We start from the raw sequence: 16,089 nt of genomic DNA on the forward strand, positions 1-16,089 counted from the left end.
AGGCTACGCGGGGCGCACGACGTCGGCATCCGTCGTGCGGGGGATTCTCAGCGGAGGCGGCGGCCCTGCGCGAGGTCGACGAGGTGCGACAGCACGGGGCCCGACCGCAGGCCGTTGTGCTCGTGCTCGCTGGTGACCCAGAGCTGCACGCCCGGCAGCAGCGCGGCCGTCTCGAGCGAGAACTCGAGGGGCACGTAGACGTCGTTCACGTACACCGCGGCCGCTCCGGTGGCGCCGGACGCGGCGATCGTGTCGGCGTCGTAGATCGACGGCCACTCGAACTCAGCGAGCTCCAGGACGACCTCACGCCACGGCTGGAACGCGGGGACGGTCTCCGTCCACTCGCGGCGGATGTGCTCGCCGGTGAACAGCGTGACGTCCTCGACGAAGTCGGCGGGCTCGACGCGCTCCGCCGACCACCGTGTCGCCTCACCGCTGGCGTAGCTCGACTCGTGGAACGCGAAGTAGAGCGGGTTGCGGCCGTCGAACGGCATGGCGTGCATCAGGTCGTAGCGGAAGGCGTTCGACGAGGGGTCCCGCTCCAGGAGCGACCAGAGGGTCTGCCAGCCGTCGTTCGTTCCCAGGGCGGAGCCCACGGAGCGCAGACGGGACGCCGAGACGACCTCGCCGTCCGGCAGGGTGATGCCACCCGCGGTCGCGAGGTCGACGAGGCGGCGCATCACGTCGCGGTGCTCCGGGAAGCGGCGGTAGTACTTCTCGGATGCGGTCCGCATCTTGTCGTAGCAGAGGGCGTACACCTCGTCGGCGGAGCGCGTGACGGTGCTGAGGCCGCCGGTGATGAAGACGTTCTCGAGGGATGCGGCATCCGTCGTCAGGTATGCGAGGGTCGTGAACCCGCCGAAGGACTGCCCGAGCACGCTCCAGGTCGCAGCACCCAGGTGCTCGCGCATCGCTTCGCAGTCGCGCACGATGGAGTCCGCACGCAGATGGGTGAGGTGCTCGGCGATGGCCGTCGAGCCGCGTTGCAGATCGGCGTCTCCCACCGGCGTCGACAGGCCCGTTCCGCGCTGGTCGATCATGACGACGCGGTGGTGGGCGAGTGCCTCGTCGAGCCACGCGGGGGCGGTCGACGAGTGGAACGGCCGCGGAGCCTCGTGGCCGGGGCCGCCCTGCAGGAAGACCAGGTAGGGGAGCGCCTCGCCGCCCTCGCGCGACACCACACGGGCGAACACGTCGATGGTGCGGGGATCGGACGGATCCGACCACACCAGGGGAACGGTGAGCGTGTGCTCTTCGACGGTCAGATCCAGCAGGCGACGGACAATGGTGCTCACCCGTCGAGCCTATCGTCCGCGATGACGGTAACACCGTCGAGAGCGACTACATCACGTTGCCGATGTAGGAGTACTTCACGAACACCTCGGAGGCGAGGCCCGATTCGTCGAGCACGCCCTGCACCGCGGTCATCATGTAGTTGCTGTCCCAGCCCATGTAGAGGAAGTGCGATTCGTCGAGCTGGTCCCAGTGGCCCTTCCACGCCATCTCCGCGTAGATCGGCCCGCCGTGCGTCGCGCAGTAGGAGAGGGCGGCCTCGCGCGTGTCGGTCCAGGCGCGTCGCATGACCCGGTTGAAGAGGTACTTGACGTCGGGCACCTCCCAGCGCTCTCCGCGGTACTCGACGTAGTCGAACTCCCGCTCCCAGCCGGCCGGCCAGCCACGTCGCCGCACGGCGTCGAGGATCGGGGTGAGGCCGTCGTCGTCGATCTCCGGCAGCGCAGGACGCGCCCAGATCCGCAGCAGATCGGAGGTGAGGAGGATCGTGCGCCGGGTGATGGCCGCGGTGCTCCAGGCCTCCGTGCGCTCGAGGTCGCGGGTCGCCGGCACGGAGCTGCGAGCGTAGGCCTCGGCCCGCTTCATCGGATAGGCCGCGCCGAAGACGCGCTCGGCGAGACGCGGCTCCAGGAGGGTGAGGTTGCCGAGCGTGGGGGCGAGCGCGCGGAGGCTGTTCTGCTCGTCGTCGCTGTAGTCGTCCCAGCCGCGGACGCCGTCGCCGGACCAGGTGTCGTGCGGCACGGCGGGCACGATCCGTTCGACGTCGTAGTCCTGGGGATTCTCGACGCCCTCCAGCCTGCCCAGCACGTACGCGGCGTGGGGGAGCTCGCTGTACTTGAGGACCGCGCTCACGCGCTCGTCCGACGGGGTGATGCGGGCGAACGCCCGGGCCAGCGCGTCGCGCCCCTCCGCACGCGCGCGGCAGAGTCGGGCGACCAGACGCTCGTTCGGCAGGTTGACCAGCGTGCGGCGCAGATAGAGGGTCTGGATCCACTCCAGGGTCTCGATGAGCTCGTCGCGGTCGATGAGCCCTCGGGAATGATCGCTGTAGACGCTCAGGACGAGCGGATACGCCGCGCGCCCGAACGTGTTCACGTATCCGAGCTGTCGCGAGATCTCCGCATCGGGCTCCCGAGAGGGATCGAGGAGGATGCCGTAGATCTCCGCGTAGTGGCGCCAGACCTCGGCATCCGACTGGAGATGCTCGACATCCACCCGGGGGAAGGACTGGCGGAACGCGCTGTACACGCCGTGCTCGCCGTTGGCCGCCACCTCGCGCCCCGTCGTCATCACGAGGTAGTGGCGCCAGAACGCGCCGATCGTCTCGCCGGTGTGCTGCTCGATCGGCAGCCAGAAGCGCGCCTCGACGTCGAGCTGCTCGGCGTGCGTGAGTCCCATCAGGATGTAGTTGTGGATGAGCTCGTGGTCGCGCAGCGGCTCCCCGGTGGAGTTCAGGCTCTCGAAGATCTGCTGCGCGTTCGCGTCGGCGCCGAGCGTGATCGAGACGTGCTCGAGGCGCTGTAGCCCGCGCCAGATGCGGGGCGCTTCGTCGACGTGCACCTGGCTGCGGAAGAAGGCGTAGTTGTCGTCGAAACGCGACTCCCGGTCGACGTCGTCGCGACGGTCGAGCACCACCGACTCGTACAGGTCGGCCCAGGCTTCGTGCGGACGGAGCCGCGTGCGGGAGGAGTCGTCGTCGCGGACGAGGACCGCGCTGAGCTCGGCGGCCAGCGCAGGGTCGGTGTCTCCGACCGCGTGGTGCAACGCGGCGACGAGCAGCATCAGCGTGGTGAGACGCTGCTGACCGTCGATGAGGATGAGATCGCCGTCGGCAGCCGTGTCGTGCGCCGAGAGGATGGACCCGATGAAGTGCCGGTGGCCGTGCTCCTGATCGGCGACTGCGCGGATGTCGCTGAGGAGGCGTTCGCATCCGCCGATGTCCCAGCGGTACTGGCGCTGGTACACGGGAACGACGATCGTGGTGGATCCGGCGGAGAGCCACTCGATCGTGTTGACAGCTGTCGCCTCGACGTTGGTGGCAGAGCTCATGGGAAAAAGTCTATTCGGTTATGCACGGCGACCCTCCGGTGCGCGATCAGGGCGCCCTGTTAGGCTTGCCTTATCAGGGCCTGTTAAAACGTGCTGGCCCCCGATGAAAGGATCTGGTTCAGATCATGGGATACATCAAGTCCGCAGCACTCGAGGACAAGGGCTTCGTCGTCCTCGACAGCTACAACCAGGAGCTCGACCCCCAGGAGTGGCTCGACATCGAGTACAACGACTGGAAGTCCTCGGGCGACACCCGTTTCGCGCCTCTCGCGAGCGCCAAGGGCGAGATCGAGTGCAACGGTTTCTGGAACCACAAGCCGCCGCGCACCGACAAGGACGGCGTGTGGATCGACTCGCAGACCGCCAAGGCGCCGAACCTCACGCGCCGCGCGCAGGAGCCGGGCGCCAACGTCGGCCGCTGCCGCGTGATCGAGCTGCAGCCGACCCCCTACGGCGAGTGCCTCTACAACCTCCACCAGGACGACAACAACCGTCTGAACCCCGACGGCACCGGCTGGGTCGTGCGCGGCTTCTTCAACCTCACCGATGACAAGGACAGCTTCTTCGTCCTCCGTGAGAACCGGACCGACCCGAGCATCGAGTACCGCATCGCCCTTCCGGCCGGCGCGCAGCTGATCGTCGACACCCAGCGCCTGTGGCACGCCGCCACGCACGTGGGCACCGACCCCCGCTACTGCCTGATCACCTCGTGGACCTCCGGTCCCGAGCTCGACGCCTACATCGAGAAGTACAACGGCACGCAGGACGTCCCGAACGTCGAGGTCCCCCAGGAGGTGCTCGAGGCGGGCTACGCCGAGCAGGCTCAGCGTGACGCCGCTCGCGCCGCCTACTACGCGGCCAAGGGCCAGCAGGTCAAGATGGCGATGAGCGAGGCCTGAGTCTCCGTCTCATCAAGAGGGCCCCGGTCGACATCGACCGGGGCCCTTTCTCTCTGTGAATCACATGCTTGTGATTTCTCCTGATCTGGGCGACAATAGGCGCACAACCGCATATTCTCGCCAGTTCTCGTGGTTCAGGTCGTTGGGGAAGACGCACCTGATGAAACGGAGAGATCATGGCGACGGCTTACGCACGCGGAGTGGTGTTCATCCACTCTGCGCCTCGCGCGCTCTGCCCGCACCTCGAGTGGGCAGTCGGACGCGCTATCGGGCGTGCGGTGAACTTCGACTGGACCGAGCAGCCGGTGCTCGACGGCGCCCGTCGCGCCGAGTTCTACTGGGACGGACCGGTCGGAACGGGTGCAGCTCTGGCGACCGCGATCCGCGGGTGGGAGCACCTCCGTTTCGAGGTGAGCGAAGATCCGACTCCTCGCAGCGACGGCGGCCGGTGGATGCACACGCCCGATCTCGGCATCCACTATGCGCAGACGGATGCCGCGGGCAACGTGGTGATCGGCGAGGACCGCATCCGCTACGCGATGGAGATCGCGGCGGGAAACGTGGCCGAGCTGCAGCGCGAACTCGACATCGCGCTCGGCTCGGCCTGGGACGAGGAGCTGGAGCCCTTCCGGCACGCGAGCGATGACGCCCGCGTGGTCTGGCTCCACAAGGTGGGCTAGCCCCATGCTCCGGAGACCTGGGATGGGAAGGCGTGAGTATCGGATGCCGGTGATTCGCCCCGGACGCTGAGAAGACGTATCCCCATCCTGAATGACGAGGACCCCGCCCCATCAAGGGACGGGGTCCTCGTCTGTCACACCACGGCCTCGTGCCGCAGCTCGCCGCGCTGAGGCGAGCCGTGTCGCACCTCGTCCCAGGCGAGGCGCAGCCGGTTCATCGCCTCCGCCGTGCGCTCGGGCGGGAGGGTGATGGGGATCCTCAGGCGCCTCTCGAGGACGCCCCCGGTCGTGAAGCGAGGGCCGGGCGGCAGGACGAGTCCGTGGGAGCGCGCCGCCAGGGACAGCGACGTCGAGATCGGCGCGCCGAGGTCGACCCAGGCGGAGAGGCCGCCGGGAGTGGGCGGCATCGTGATGCCCTCGAGCCCGATCAATCCCTCGGCCACCGCCGCTCGTCCGGCGCGCAGCCGGGTGCGGACGTGATCGGTGAGCGAAGGCATATCGGAGAGCAGCTCGACCGCGATGCACTGTTCGAGCAGCGCGGTGCCCAGCTCGAACGATGGACGGGTGGCGAGAAGCCTCGTGATCACCGCCCGATCAGCGCGGATCCACCCGACGCGCATGCCGCCCCAGGCGATCTTCGACATCGAGCCGACCGTGATCACCTCGGGGCTGAACGCCGCCATCGGGAGCGGGGACGAGCCGCGGTCGATGTCGAGCTCGGTCGTGGTCTCATCGACGATGAGCCGCGTGCCGGAGCTGCGCGCCGTGGTCGCGATGCGCGCCCGCTCCGGTTCCGGCAGTGTCGCACCGGTGGGGTTGTGGAAATCGGGGATCAGGTACGCGACGTGCGGACGGCTGCGCAGCAGCGTGTCGGTGAAGTGCCGGTGGTCCCAGCCGTCGGCATCGACCGGGGTCGGTACCAGCCGGTAGCCGTGACGGTGCAGCGCCTCCAGGGCGTGCGGGAAGGTGGGCTGCTCGACGAGCGCCCGCTCTCCGCGTCGGCCCATCGCCGCGAGGATGAGGTTCACGGCGTTCAGCGCGCCGGAGGTGATGATGATCTCGTCGGCATCGGTGTCGACGCCGCGTCGGGTGAACCGCTGCGCGACGGCGTGCCTGAGTTCGGGGAGGCCCTGCAGCGAGTACCCGCTGGTGCCGCGCATGGCCGCGAGACGGGGGAGCGAGCGGACGGTCGCGTCGTACAGCCCGGGAGTCGAGTCCATCGAGGCGATGGAGAGGTCGATGGCCGACTCGTCGTCGCCGCTCCTCGCCGACGGCGCGACGTTCGGAAGAGCCACCCTCGTGCTTCCGCCGTGCAGGCGCGTCACGAAGCCGTCGGTCTCCAGCAGCCCGTACACGCGGGTGGTTGTGGAACGCGAACGCCGCAGCTCGAGGGCGAGGGCGCGTTCGCTGGGCAGGCGTTCGCCGACGGTCAGACGCCCGTCGAGGATCAGGGCGCGGATCCGCTCGGCGAGGGCCGCGGCGGTGGCGCCGGCGACGTGCTGCGCGCCGAGCTGATCGACCAGACGAGATCCCATGCACCCAGCATGCCGCAAAGTGGCCTCGCGTCGTCAGGCCACTTCTCGTCGAGTGGCCTCCCTATCGGCCCTCACGGGCAGGCCACCATGGAGGGATGCTCCTCCGATCCGTCCTCCTCCCGATCACCGCCACGAGCCGGCGTGACCTCGTCGAGCGCATCGTGCAGCTCGTCCTCGGCCTCTTCCTCTACGGTGTGGCGCTGGGACTGATGGTGCGCGGCGGCATCGGCGTCTCGCCCTGGGATGTGCTCGCGCTCGGAGTCTCCGGCCGCACCGGGATCGGATACGGCGTCGTCACGAACCTCGTCGCGCTCGTCGTGCTGCTCCTGTGGATCCCGCTGCGACAGCGGGTCGGGCTGGGAACGGTCCTCAACGCCCTGCTGATCGGCCCCAGCGCCGACCTGACCCTCGCGCTCGTGCCCGCGCCGTCGTCGATCTGGGTGGGAGCGCCGATGTTCGTCGCCGGCCTCCTCCTGCTCGCGTTCGCCACAGGGCTGTACATCTCAGCCGACTTCGGTCCCGGACCGCGCGACGGCCTGATGACCGGGCTGGTGCGCAGGACCGGGTGGCGCGTGTGGATCGTCCGCACGCTCATCGAGGGCACCGTGCTCGTCGTCGGGTTCCTGCTCGGCGGACCGGTCGGAGTCGGCACCGTCCTCTTCGCCTTCGGAGTGGGGCCGCTCATCGGCTGGTTCCTGCCCTGGATGACGAGGGTGCGCACGACGCGTTCTCGCCGGCCGTCCCCGGCTTCGAGCCGCTAGACGCGGCGCCCACGACGAAGGCCCCCGGGAGATTCCCGAGGGCCTTCGTCGTGCGTCCTGTCGTCAGTCGGCGCTGGCGAAGACGGCGACGGCGTTGTGGCCGCCGAAGCCGAACGAGTTGCTGATGGCGATCTGAGGACCGTCGCCCAGCGGCTGCGGCTCGCCGGACAGCCGGAAGGGCACGGCCGGGTCGGGCTCGGTCATGTTGATCGTCGGAGGAGCGACGCGGTCGCGGAGCGCGAGCAGGGCGAAGATCGCTTCCAGCGCGCCGGTGCCGCCGAGCAGGTGCCCGGTCGAGGCCTTGGTCGCGGACACCGGGATCTCGTCGATCCGGTCGCCGAAGACCTTCTTGAGTGCCACGTACTCGTTGGGGTCGCCCACGGGGGTGGACGTGGCGTGCGCGTTGATGTGCGTCACCTGGTCGGCGGTGATGCCCGCCTCGCCGAGGGCGTGGGTGACAGCGCGGGCGGCGCCGTTGCCCTCGGGGTCGTTGCCGGTGATGTGGTATGCATCAGCCGTCACGCCACCTCCGAGGACGTAGCCGTAGATCTTGGCGCCGCGGGCCTTCGCGTGCTCCTCGGTCTCGAGGATGAGCACAGCAGCGCCCTCTCCCATGACGAAGCCGTCACGGTCGATGGCGCCAGGGCGCGATGCGGTCGCGGGGTCGTCGTTGCGACGCGAGAGCGCCTGCGCGGACGCGAACGACGCCATCGTGATCGGGTGGATGGCCGACTCGGCGCCGCCGGCGATCACGACGTCGGCGAGCCCTTCCTGCAGGTGATGGAAGGCGTGGATGATCGACTCGGTGCTGGAGGCGCAGGCGCTGACGACGGTCTGCGCGTAGGCGCGCGCCGAGAACTGCAGAGACAGGTTGCCCGCGGCCGCGTTCGGCATGAGCATCGGGACCGTGAGCGGCATGACGCGACGGGGCCCCTTCTCGCGCAGCGTGTCCCACGCGTCGAGGAGGGTCCAGAGGCCGCCGATGCCGGTGGCGAAGTCGACGCCGAGGCGCTCAGGGGCGACCTCGGGCGATCCGGCATCCTCCCACGCCTCGCGCGCGGCGATCAGGGCGAACTGGGAGGAGGGGTCGAGACGCTTCGCCTCGTGGCGGGGGAGCACTTCCTCGGGGCGGACGATCGCCTCTGCGGCGAAGGTCACGGGCAGCTCGTACTGCGCGACCCAGTCGTGCTCGAGGGTCCGGGTGCCGGAGACGCCTGCGAGGAGGTTGCTCCAGTTCTCGGGGGCGGTCCCGCCGATGGCGGAAGTGGCGCCGATGCCGGTGACGACGATGCGCTTGGTCATGGTGTGGTTCCTTGTCGTACGGGTTGCGTGCGAGGTGAGGGCAGGGGTGAGGATGCCACGCCCCGCGGGTGGCGGGGGTGGCATCCGTGCCCCGGGATTACTCCTGGCCTGCGACGATGAAGCTGACGGCGTCGCCGACGGTCTTCAGGTTCTTGACCTCGTCGTCGGGGATGGTGACGCCGAACTTCTCCTCGGCGTTGACGACGATCGTCATCATCGAGATCGAGTCGATGTCGAGGTCGTCGGTGAACGACTTCTCGAGGGCGACCTCGGAAGCGTTGATGCCGGTCTCGTCGGTGATCAGCTCTGCGAGGCCGGCGAGGACCTCATCGTTGGTGAAAGCCATGTGGTCTTCCTCTTTCTTGCGGGTTGTATTCGGAACCGTGGAACAGTCTAGGGAAGGTCGGGACGTTCTCAGGGGAGGACGACGACCTGCGCGGCGAAGACGAGGCCCGCGCCGAAGCCGATCTGCAGGGCGAGACCGCCGGACAGCTCGGGGTGCTCGGTCATCAACCGGTGGCTGGCGAGCGGGATGGATGCCGCGGACGTGTTGCCCGTGGTCTCGATGTCGCGGGCGATCACCGTGGTCTCCGGCAGCTTGAGCTGCTTGGCGAACTCGTCGATGATGCGCATGTTCGCCTGGTGAGGGATGAACGCCGCGATGTCGGACGGCTCGACGCCCGCCTTGTCCAGCGCCTCGCGGGCGACCTTGGCCATCTCCCACACGGCCCAGCGGAACACCGTCTGGCCCTCCTGGCGCAGCGTGGGCCAGGAGGACTCTCCGTCGCGGAACTCGGTCAGGGTGAAGTTCATGCCGACGGCATCCGCCTTCGAGCCGTCGGAGCCCCACACGGCGGGCGCGATCCCCGGGGTGTCGCTCGGGCCGATGAGCGCGGCGCCGGCGCCGTCGCCGAGGAGGAAGGAGATGCTCCGGTCGGTCGGGTCGACGATGTCGGAGAGCTTCTCGGTGCCGATCACCAGCGCGTAGCGTGCGGCGCCGGCGCGGATCAGCGCGTCGGCCTGTGCCACGGCGTAGGCGTAGCCGGCGCACGCGGCGTTGATGTCGTACGCGGCAGCGGGGTTGGCCCCGACGCGGTCGGCGACGATGGCCGACACCGACGGCGTCTGCTTCGGGTTGCTGATGGTCGCGACGATCACGAGGTCGACCTGATCAGCGGGGACGCCGGCCTTCTCGATCGCCTCGATGCCCGCAGCCGTCGCCAGATCGATCGCGTCGGTGCCCTTGTCGGCGCGCACGCGCGTGACGATGCCCGTGCGCTGACGGATCCACTCGTCGCTGGAGTCGATCGGCCCGACCAGGTCGTCGTTGGGCACGGCGTTCTCGCCGCGCGCCGCTCCATAGGAGTAGATGCGGGTGTAGGCCGGCCCGGTGAGCTGGTTCAGGGTGACGCTCATGCGGCTTCTCCGTTCAGCAGCGCGACGGCTGCATCGAGGTCTTCGGGGGTCTTCACGGCGACGGTCGGCACGCCGCGCAGTCCGCGCTTGGCGAGGCCGGTGAGCGCTCCGGCGGGCGTGAGCTCGATGAGACCGGTGATCCCCGCGTCGGCGAAGGATGCCATGCACAGGTCCCACCGCACGGGGGAGGACACCTGGTCGACGAGGTAGTCCAGCGCGGTCGCACCGTCGGTGACGACGGATCCGTCGCGGTTGGTCCACAGCGTGATGTTCGGGTCGGCGGCGTCGACGCCTTGGACGGCGTCGCGCAGCGCGGCCACGGCCGAGGCCATGTAGCTCGTGTGGAACGCGCCGGCGACCTGCAGGGCGATGACGCGGGTGCCGCGCAGAGGCTCCGCCGCGAGCGCGGCGAGGCTGTCGAGCGCACCCGCGGCCACGATCTGCCCTCCGCCGTTGTAGTTGGCCGGGGTGAGGCCGAGCTCCGCGAGACGGGCGAGGACGGCATCCTCGTCACCGCCGAGCACGGCGCTCATGCCGGTGGCCTCCTGGGCCGCGGCATCCGCCATCGCCCGGCCGCGGATGCCGACGAGCCGCATCGCGTCCGCAGCGGAGATCACTCCGGAGCCGACGAGTGCGGCGAGCTCTCCGACCGAGTGGCCGGCGATGCCGTCGGGCTGACGTCCGGAGCGCTCGAGCAGGGCGCGACCCGCGACGAGGGAGGCCGCGACGATCAGCGGCTGCGCGATGCGCGTGTCGCGGATGGTGTCTGCATCCGATTCCGTGCCGTGGGCGATGAGGTCGACCTGTGCCGCCTCGGAGTAGGCGGCGAGCTGCTCGGCGACGCCGTCGAGCTCGAGCCAGGGGGAGAGGAAGCCGGGAGTCTGAGAACCCTGTCCAGGGCAGGCGTAGACGATCACCTCCCCAGTCTGCCAACGATCACGCAGGAACGGTGGATGATCCATCACAAGATTCCGAAGATCCCTTGTGTGTGGCGTACAGCCTGGGGGCGGGTCAGCGGGTCGGTCGACGCAGCGGCGCGCGACGGCGCACCTGCTCGGCCGCGCCGATCGAGCCGAGGATCAGCGCCGTCTGCAGGATCAGCGCCTCGCGCGGACCCGTCGCGTCCCAGCCGATGACCTCGCTGACCCGCTTGAGCCGGTAGCGCACGGTATTCGGGTGCACGAAGAGCTCACGCGCCGTGGCCTCGAGAGAGCGACCGTTGTCGAGGTAGCTCCACAGGGTCGTGACGAGATCGGTCGAGTGCGCCTGCAGTGGTCGGTAGATCCGCTCGATCAGCGTCTGCTTCGCGAGCGGGTCGCCGGCGAGGGCGCGTTCTGGCAGCAGGTCGTCCGCCTCGACCGGGCGGGGGGCGTTGCGCCATGCCCGCGCGACGGCGAAGCCGGCGAGGGCTGCCCGAGCGCTCTGGCTGGCGTCGACGAGTGCCGCGACGGCCGGACCGAGCACGACGTATCCGGGGCCGAACGACGGCTCCAGCCTGGTGGCGATCTCCTGGAAGCCGAGCTCCTCGTCCTCGCCCTCCTGGCCCGCGATGCGGGCGCGGCCGAGCACCAGCACGAGGCGGGAGCCCTGCACGCCGATGAGCACGTCGACCGCGAGCTTGCGGGCGGTGCGCCGGACGAGATCGACGTCGAACTGCGGGGGAGTCGTGCCGACGAGGACGGCGACCTCGCCGTGACCGTGCCACCCGAGAGCCGCGATGCGGCTCGGGAGCTCCTCGTCGGCCTCGCCGGTGAGGATCGAGTCGACGACGAGCGCCTCCAGACGCGCGTCCCACAGGCCGCGCGCCTCCGCGGCGCGCGCGTAGACGTCGGCGGCGGCGAACGCGACGTCGCGCGAGTACAGCAGGATCGCCTCGCGCAGCAGGTCGCCCTTGCCCGCGACGCGCTCCTCGGTGACCTCGACGGTGACGCGGATCAGCTGCAGCGTCTGCTGCAGGCTGACGCTGCGCAGCAGCTCACGAGGAGCCGCGGCGAAGATGTCGGCCGCGATCCACGGCGTCGAGGTCGGATCGTCGTACCACTGGATGAACGAGGTGATGCCGGCCTGAGCCACCAGCCCGACCGCAGAGCGGCGGGCCGGTGGCATGTCGGCGTACCAGGGGAGGGTGTCCTCCAGGCGCTTGATCGTCACCGAGGCGATGTCGCCGGAGATCCGGCGCAGCCAGGTGAGCGTCGCGGCCTTGTCCATGCCGGTGGGAGACGAGTCTGTCACCGAAGGGCTCAGCTTTCGCCGCCCGCGTTGCCGCTGGTTCCGGCGTTCACGTTGTGCAGGTCGTACTTCTGGATCGCCTGCGCTGCGAGCGACCGGTCGACCTTGCCCTCCTCGGCCAGCGACTGCAGCGTGCGGACCACGATCGACGGACCGTCGATCTTGAAGTACCGGCGTGCGGCGGCGCGGGTGTCGGAGAAGCCGAAGTCGTCGGCGCCGAGCGTGGCGTAGCGGTTCGGGACCCACGGACGGATCTGGTCCTGCACGGCGTGCATGAAGTCGCTCACGGCGACGACCGGACCCTCGGCGCCCTGCAGCTTCTGGGTGAGGTAGGCCGTGCGGGGCTCCTCCTCCGGGTGCAGGAAGTTGTGCTCGTCGGCGGCGAGGCCGTCGCGGCGCAGCTCGGTCCACGAGGTGACCGACCACACGTCGGCGATCACGCCCCAGTCGTTCTTGAGCAGCTCCTGCGCCTCCAGCGCCCACGGCAGGCCGACCCCCGAGGCGAACAGCTGCGCGCGGGGGCCTTCGCCCTCGCCGGCGGACACGCGGTGGATGCCGCGCACGATGCCGTCGACGTCCACGTTCTCCGGCTCAGCCGGCTGCACGTAGGGCTCGTTGTACAGCGTGATGTAGTACATGACGTTCGGGTCGGGGTGCTTCCCGCCGTACATGCGCTCCAGGCCGTCGCGCACGATGTGGGCGATCTCGTAGCCGTACGCGGGGTCGTAGGACACCGTCGCCGGGTTGGTCGAGGCGAGCAGGTGCGAGTGGCCGTCCGCGTGCTGCAGGCCCTCGCCGGTCAGCGTGGTGCGGCCGGCCGTTGCGCCCATGATGAACCCGCGGGCCATCTGGTCGCCGGCTGCCCACTGGGCGTCGCCGGTGCGCTGGAAGCCGAACATCGAGTAGAAGATGTAGATCGGGATCAGCGGTTCGCCGTGCGTCGCGTAGGACGTGCCGATGCCGGTGAAGGCGGCCAGCGCTCCGGCCTCGTTGATGCCGACGTGCACGATCTGCCCCTGCGGGCTCTCCTTGTAGGCGAGGAGGAGCTCACGGTCGACCGAGGTGTAGTGCTGGCCGTTCGGGTTGTAGATCTTCGCGGTCGGGAAGTACGCGTCCATGCCGAAGGTGCGCGCCTCGTCGGGGATGATCGGCACGATGCGGTTGCCGAAGTCCTTCGAGCGGAGCAGATCCTTCAGCAGGCGGACGAACGCCATGGTGGTGGCGATCTCCTGCGTGCCGGAGCCCTTCTTCGGCAGGGCGTACGCGGTGTCGTCGGGCAGGGACAGGCCGACGTGCGTCGAACGACGCTCCGGGAGGAAGCCGCCGAGGTTGCGACGGCGCTCCAGCATGTACTGGATCGTCTCGTCCTGCGCCCCGGGGTTGTAGTACGGGGGAAGGTACGGGTTCTCCTCGAGCTGCGCGTCCGTGATCGGGATGTGCATCGTGTCGCGGAACGTCTTGAGGTTGTCCAGCGTCATCTTCTTCATCTGGTGGGTCGCGTTGCGGCCCTCGAAGTGGGGGCCGAGGCCGTAGCCCTTGACCGTCTTCGCCAGGATGACCGTGGGCTGGCCCTTGTGCTCGGCCGCCGCCTTGAAGGCCGCGTAGACCTTGCGGTAGTCGTGACCGCCGCGCTTGAGGTGCCAGATCTGGTCGTCGGTGTAGTCCGAGACCAGGGCGGCCGCACGCTCGTCCTTGCCGAAGAAGTGCTCGCGGATGTACGCGCCGGACTCGGCCTTGTACGTCTGGTAGTCGCCGTCGGGCGTGGCGTTCATGATGTTCAGCAGGGCGCCCTCGGTGTCGCGGGCGAGCAGGTCGTCCCACTCGCGGCCCCAGACCACCTTGATGACGTTCCAGCCGGCGCCGCGGAAGTACGACTCCAGCTCCTGGATGATCTTGCCGTTGCCGCGGACGGGGCCGTCGAGGCGCTGCAGGTTGCAGTTGATCACGAAGTTGAGGTTGTCCAGGCCCTCGTTGGCTGCGACCTGGAGCTGACCGCGGCTCTCGATCTCGTCCATCTCGCCGTCGCCGAGGAACGCCCACACCTGCGAGGACGAGGTGTCCTTGATGCCGCGGTTCTCCAGGTAACGGTTCGACATGGCCTGGTAGATCGCGTTGATCGGGCCCAGACCCATCGACACCGTCGGGAACTGCCAGTAGTCCTGCATCTGGCGGGGGTGCGGGTACGAGGGGATGCCGAACGGCGCACGCGACTGCTCCTGGCGGAACCCGTCGAGGTGCTCCTCCGTGAGGCGGCCTTCGAGGAAGGAACGCGCGTAGATGCCGGGGGAGGCGTGGCCCTGGATGAAGATCTGGTCGGCACCGCCGGGGTTGTCCGCACCGCGGAAGAAGTGGTTGAAGCCGACCTCGTACAGCGCGGCGGACGACGCGTAGGTCGAGATGTGACCGCCGACGCCGATGCCGGGGCGCTGTGCGCGGTGCACGGTCACGGCGGCGTTCCAGCGGATCCATGCGCGGTAGCGGCGCTCGATCTCCTCGTCGCCGGGGAACTCGGGCTCGTTCTCCGAGGCGATGGTGTTGATGTAGTCCGTCGTCGGGACCATCGGCACGCCCAGGTGCAGCTCCTTGGAGCGCTTGAGCAGGCTGAGCATGATCTCGCGGCCGCGGCCGTGGCCCTTCGCGTCGACGAGCTCGTCGAGCGACTGCTGCCACTCGCCGGTCTCCTCCGGATCGCTGTCGAGGGGGCCCTGGGAGTACGGATCCTGGTCGTGCACGGTCACGGGGGAGCCTTTCGTCAAGCTGGCAGGTCATGCCAATGAAACGGGAAGCGACGCGGGCAGCCTTGTCGGCTGTGCACAACGCGCGCCTCCCTCACCTTATCCCTCTTCCACGACACGGGCGCGCACCCGCCACCGGATAGACTGGCAGCACCAGGGCCTTTAGCTCAGCTGGTAGAGCGCCACGTTTACACCGTGGATGTCGTCGGTTCGATCCCGGCAGGGCCCACCTTTCTCCTCGGCTCGTCGGGTCCTGCACTCCCGCGGAGCCCGCCGTGGGTCGGCATCCTCAGGCGAAGGCGGCATCGACCGCGTTCTGCACGGAGCGGACGATCCGTGCCGGGATGCCGTGGCGTCCGCGCACGACCATGCGCAACGGCGGAGGTACGGGGAGGCCCGGGACCGGGCGGAGCCCTTCCAGACCCCTGTCCACGACGGGGAGCAGGATCGCTCCGAGGCCGGAACGTGCTGCGGACAGGCCGCCGGCGAGGTCGCCGACCTCGACGGCAGTGCGGAAGGCCCTCCCGTTCGCCGCCATGAGATCGAGGACGGCGGGGCGCATCACGCAGGGGGGATCGAACTGGATGAGCGGCACGGGCTCGTTCAGCGGCGCGGTCCACTCCGGGCCAGCGAACCACCCGAGTCGGAGCCGTCTCTGCGCCGGGCTGGGCTCTCCGATCTCGAGCACCACCGCGAGATCGAGGCGACCGGCCTCGAGCGCCTCGCTGACGCGTGCGGTGCGGTCCAGGCGGATCCTCACCTCCGTGTCGGGCGCGTCGCGTTTGAGCGTCGAGATGATCTCGGGGAGCATCTGCTCGGCCCCGTGCTCGGTGGAGCCGAGCACGAGAGTGCCGGTCTCATCGGGAACCCGCACGGTTCGGAGCACCTCATCGTGGAGGTCGACGATCCGGCGCGCTTCGGCGAGCAGGGACTCTCCGCGAGGGGTGAAGGCCATGAGGCGTCCGCTGCGTTCTACGAGCGGCGCTCCGACGACCTGCTCCAGGCGCCGTACGTGCTGGCTCACGGCCGACTGGCTGAGATGAAGGGCCGCCGCCGCTCTGTGGAATCCGCCGCATGATGCGATCGCCAGGAAGGAGCGCAGCGGGATGACGTCGAGGGTCTCCATGATCACACCCTAGTCCGATTGCCAAAGCTTATCGATCGCGATCAATAATCATTGTTGGACGGAC

The 16,089-nt window shown here is 69.3% G+C and carries 13 protein-coding genes and 1 tRNA gene; 4 read left to right on the top strand and 10 right to left on the bottom strand.

The genetic code is table 11. The features are described 5' to 3' along the window. Positions 1–47: 47 nt before the first annotated feature. Complete coding sequence (locus tag LC438_RS08670) at positions 48–1,295, bottom strand: alpha/beta fold hydrolase (RefSeq protein ID WP_223586343.1); 1,248 nt, start codon at positions 1,293–1,295, stop codon at positions 48–50. A gap of 46 nt (positions 1,296–1,341) precedes the next feature. After that, positions 1,342–3,342: a DUF262 domain-containing protein gene (locus tag LC438_RS08675; protein ID WP_105673017.1), complete on the bottom strand. Its 2,001-nt coding sequence runs from the start codon at positions 3,340–3,342 to the stop codon at positions 1,342–1,344. A gap of 125 nt (positions 3,343–3,467) precedes the next feature. Between LC438_RS08675 and LC438_RS08680 the strand changes: the two genes are divergently transcribed. After that, positions 3,468–4,241 carry a hypothetical protein gene (locus tag LC438_RS08680; protein ID WP_223586344.1) on the top strand — a complete coding sequence of 258 codons (774 nt, stop codon included), beginning with the start codon at positions 3,468–3,470 and terminating at the stop codon, positions 4,239–4,241. Between the two features lie 176 nt (positions 4,242–4,417). Further along, positions 4,418–4,921: a DUF3145 domain-containing protein gene (locus LC438_RS08685; RefSeq protein WP_105673019.1), complete on the top strand. Its 504-nt coding sequence runs from the start codon at positions 4,418–4,420 to the stop codon at positions 4,919–4,921. Positions 4,922–5,055: 134 nt separating this feature from the next. Here the strand turns inward: LC438_RS08685 and LC438_RS08690 are convergent, their stop codons facing one another. Next, a complete protein-coding gene (locus LC438_RS08690) occupies positions 5,056–6,456 on the bottom strand; it encodes a PLP-dependent aminotransferase family protein (RefSeq protein ID WP_223586345.1) in 1,401 nt (466 codons plus the stop codon). Between the two features lie 95 nt (positions 6,457–6,551). Between LC438_RS08690 and LC438_RS08695 the strand changes: the two genes are divergently transcribed. Then, positions 6,552–7,217 (top strand): YitT family protein, encoded by a 666-nt coding sequence (locus LC438_RS08695; protein WP_223586346.1) that lies wholly within the window; start codon positions 6,552–6,554, stop codon positions 7,215–7,217. A 63-nt stretch (positions 7,218–7,280) separates the two neighbouring features. On the opposite strand, the gene LC438_RS08700 is transcribed toward LC438_RS08695, so the two are convergent. The 6 genes from LC438_RS08700 to aceE all read right to left on the bottom strand — a co-directional run bounded on the left by LC438_RS08700 (position 7,281) and on the right by aceE (position 14,902). Beyond that, positions 7,281–8,519: a beta-ketoacyl synthase gene (locus tag LC438_RS08700; protein WP_223586347.1), complete on the bottom strand. Its 1,239-nt coding sequence runs from the start codon at positions 8,517–8,519 to the stop codon at positions 7,281–7,283. Positions 8,520–8,616: 97 nt separating this feature from the next. Continuing rightward, positions 8,617–8,865: an acyl carrier protein gene (locus tag LC438_RS08705; RefSeq protein WP_017830435.1), complete on the bottom strand. Its 249-nt coding sequence runs from the start codon at positions 8,863–8,865 to the stop codon at positions 8,617–8,619. A gap of 68 nt (positions 8,866–8,933) precedes the next feature. Then, a complete protein-coding gene (locus LC438_RS08710; protein WP_223586348.1) occupies positions 8,934–9,935 on the bottom strand; it encodes a beta-ketoacyl-ACP synthase III in 1,002 nt (333 codons plus the stop codon). After that, positions 9,932–10,852 carry an ACP S-malonyltransferase gene (locus tag LC438_RS08715; RefSeq protein WP_223586349.1) on the bottom strand — a complete coding sequence of 307 codons (921 nt, stop codon included), beginning with the start codon at positions 10,850–10,852 and terminating at the stop codon, positions 9,932–9,934. Before LC438_RS08715 ends, LC438_RS08710 begins: the two co-directional genes overlap by 4 nt. A gap of 94 nt (positions 10,853–10,946) precedes the next feature. Beyond that, positions 10,947–12,143, bottom strand: a complete 1,197-nt coding sequence (locus LC438_RS08720) for a CdaR family transcriptional regulator (protein ID WP_105673024.1) — start codon at positions 12,141–12,143, stop codon at positions 10,947–10,949. Positions 12,144–12,175: 32 nt separating this feature from the next. Further along, the gene (aceE, locus tag LC438_RS08725; RefSeq protein WP_223586350.1) at positions 12,176–14,902 is read right to left on the bottom strand and encodes a pyruvate dehydrogenase (acetyl-transferring), homodimeric type; all 2,727 of its coding nucleotides are present in this window, start codon (positions 14,900–14,902) and stop codon (positions 12,176–12,178) included. A 153-nt stretch (positions 14,903–15,055) separates the two neighbouring features. On the opposite strand from aceE, the gene LC438_RS08730 reads away from it, so the two are divergent. Continuing rightward, positions 15,056–15,128 (top strand) — tRNA-Val (locus LC438_RS08730). Positions 15,129–15,188: 60 nt separating this feature from the next. Here the strand turns inward: LC438_RS08730 and LC438_RS08735 are convergent. Beyond that, positions 15,189–16,025: a LysR family transcriptional regulator gene (locus LC438_RS08735; protein ID WP_223586351.1), complete on the bottom strand. Its 837-nt coding sequence runs from the start codon at positions 16,023–16,025 to the stop codon at positions 15,189–15,191. Positions 16,026–16,089: the final 64 nt, after the last annotated feature.

It is taken from the genome of Microbacterium sp. OVT16B (genome assembly GCF_019969705.1).
In the GTDB taxonomy this organism is placed as follows: Bacteria; Actinomycetota; Actinomycetes; order Actinomycetales; family Microbacteriaceae; genus Microbacterium; species Microbacterium natoriense.

Coding starts and splice junctions, on each gene's coding strand:
- LC438_RS08675 (WP_105673017.1), bottom strand. CDS start 3,342: ATGAGCTCTGCCACCAACGTCGAGGCGACAGCTGTCAACACGATCGAG.
- LC438_RS08680 (WP_223586344.1), top strand. CDS start 3,468: ATGGGATACATCAAGTCCGCAGCACTCGAGGACAAGGGCTTCGTCGTC.
- LC438_RS08685 (WP_105673019.1), top strand. CDS start 4,418: ATGGCGACGGCTTACGCACGCGGAGTGGTGTTCATCCACTCTGCGCCT.
- LC438_RS08690 (WP_223586345.1), bottom strand. CDS start 6,456: ATGGGATCTCGTCTGGTCGATCAGCTCGGCGCGCAGCACGTCGCCGGC.
- LC438_RS08695 (WP_223586346.1), top strand. CDS start 6,552: ATGCTCCTCCGATCCGTCCTCCTCCCGATCACCGCCACGAGCCGGCGT.
- LC438_RS08700 (WP_223586347.1), bottom strand. CDS start 8,519: ATGACCAAGCGCATCGTCGTCACCGGCATCGGCGCCACTTCCGCCATC.
- LC438_RS08705 (WP_017830435.1), bottom strand. CDS start 8,865: ATGGCTTTCACCAACGATGAGGTCCTCGCCGGCCTCGCAGAGCTGATC.
- LC438_RS08710 (WP_223586348.1), bottom strand. CDS start 9,935: ATGAGCGTCACCCTGAACCAGCTCACCGGGCCGGCCTACACCCGCATC.
- LC438_RS08720 (WP_105673024.1), bottom strand. CDS start 12,143: ATGGACAAGGCCGCGACGCTCACCTGGCTGCGCCGGATCTCCGGCGAC.
- LC438_RS08735 (WP_223586351.1), bottom strand. CDS start 16,025: ATGGAGACCCTCGACGTCATCCCGCTGCGCTCCTTCCTGGCGATCGCA.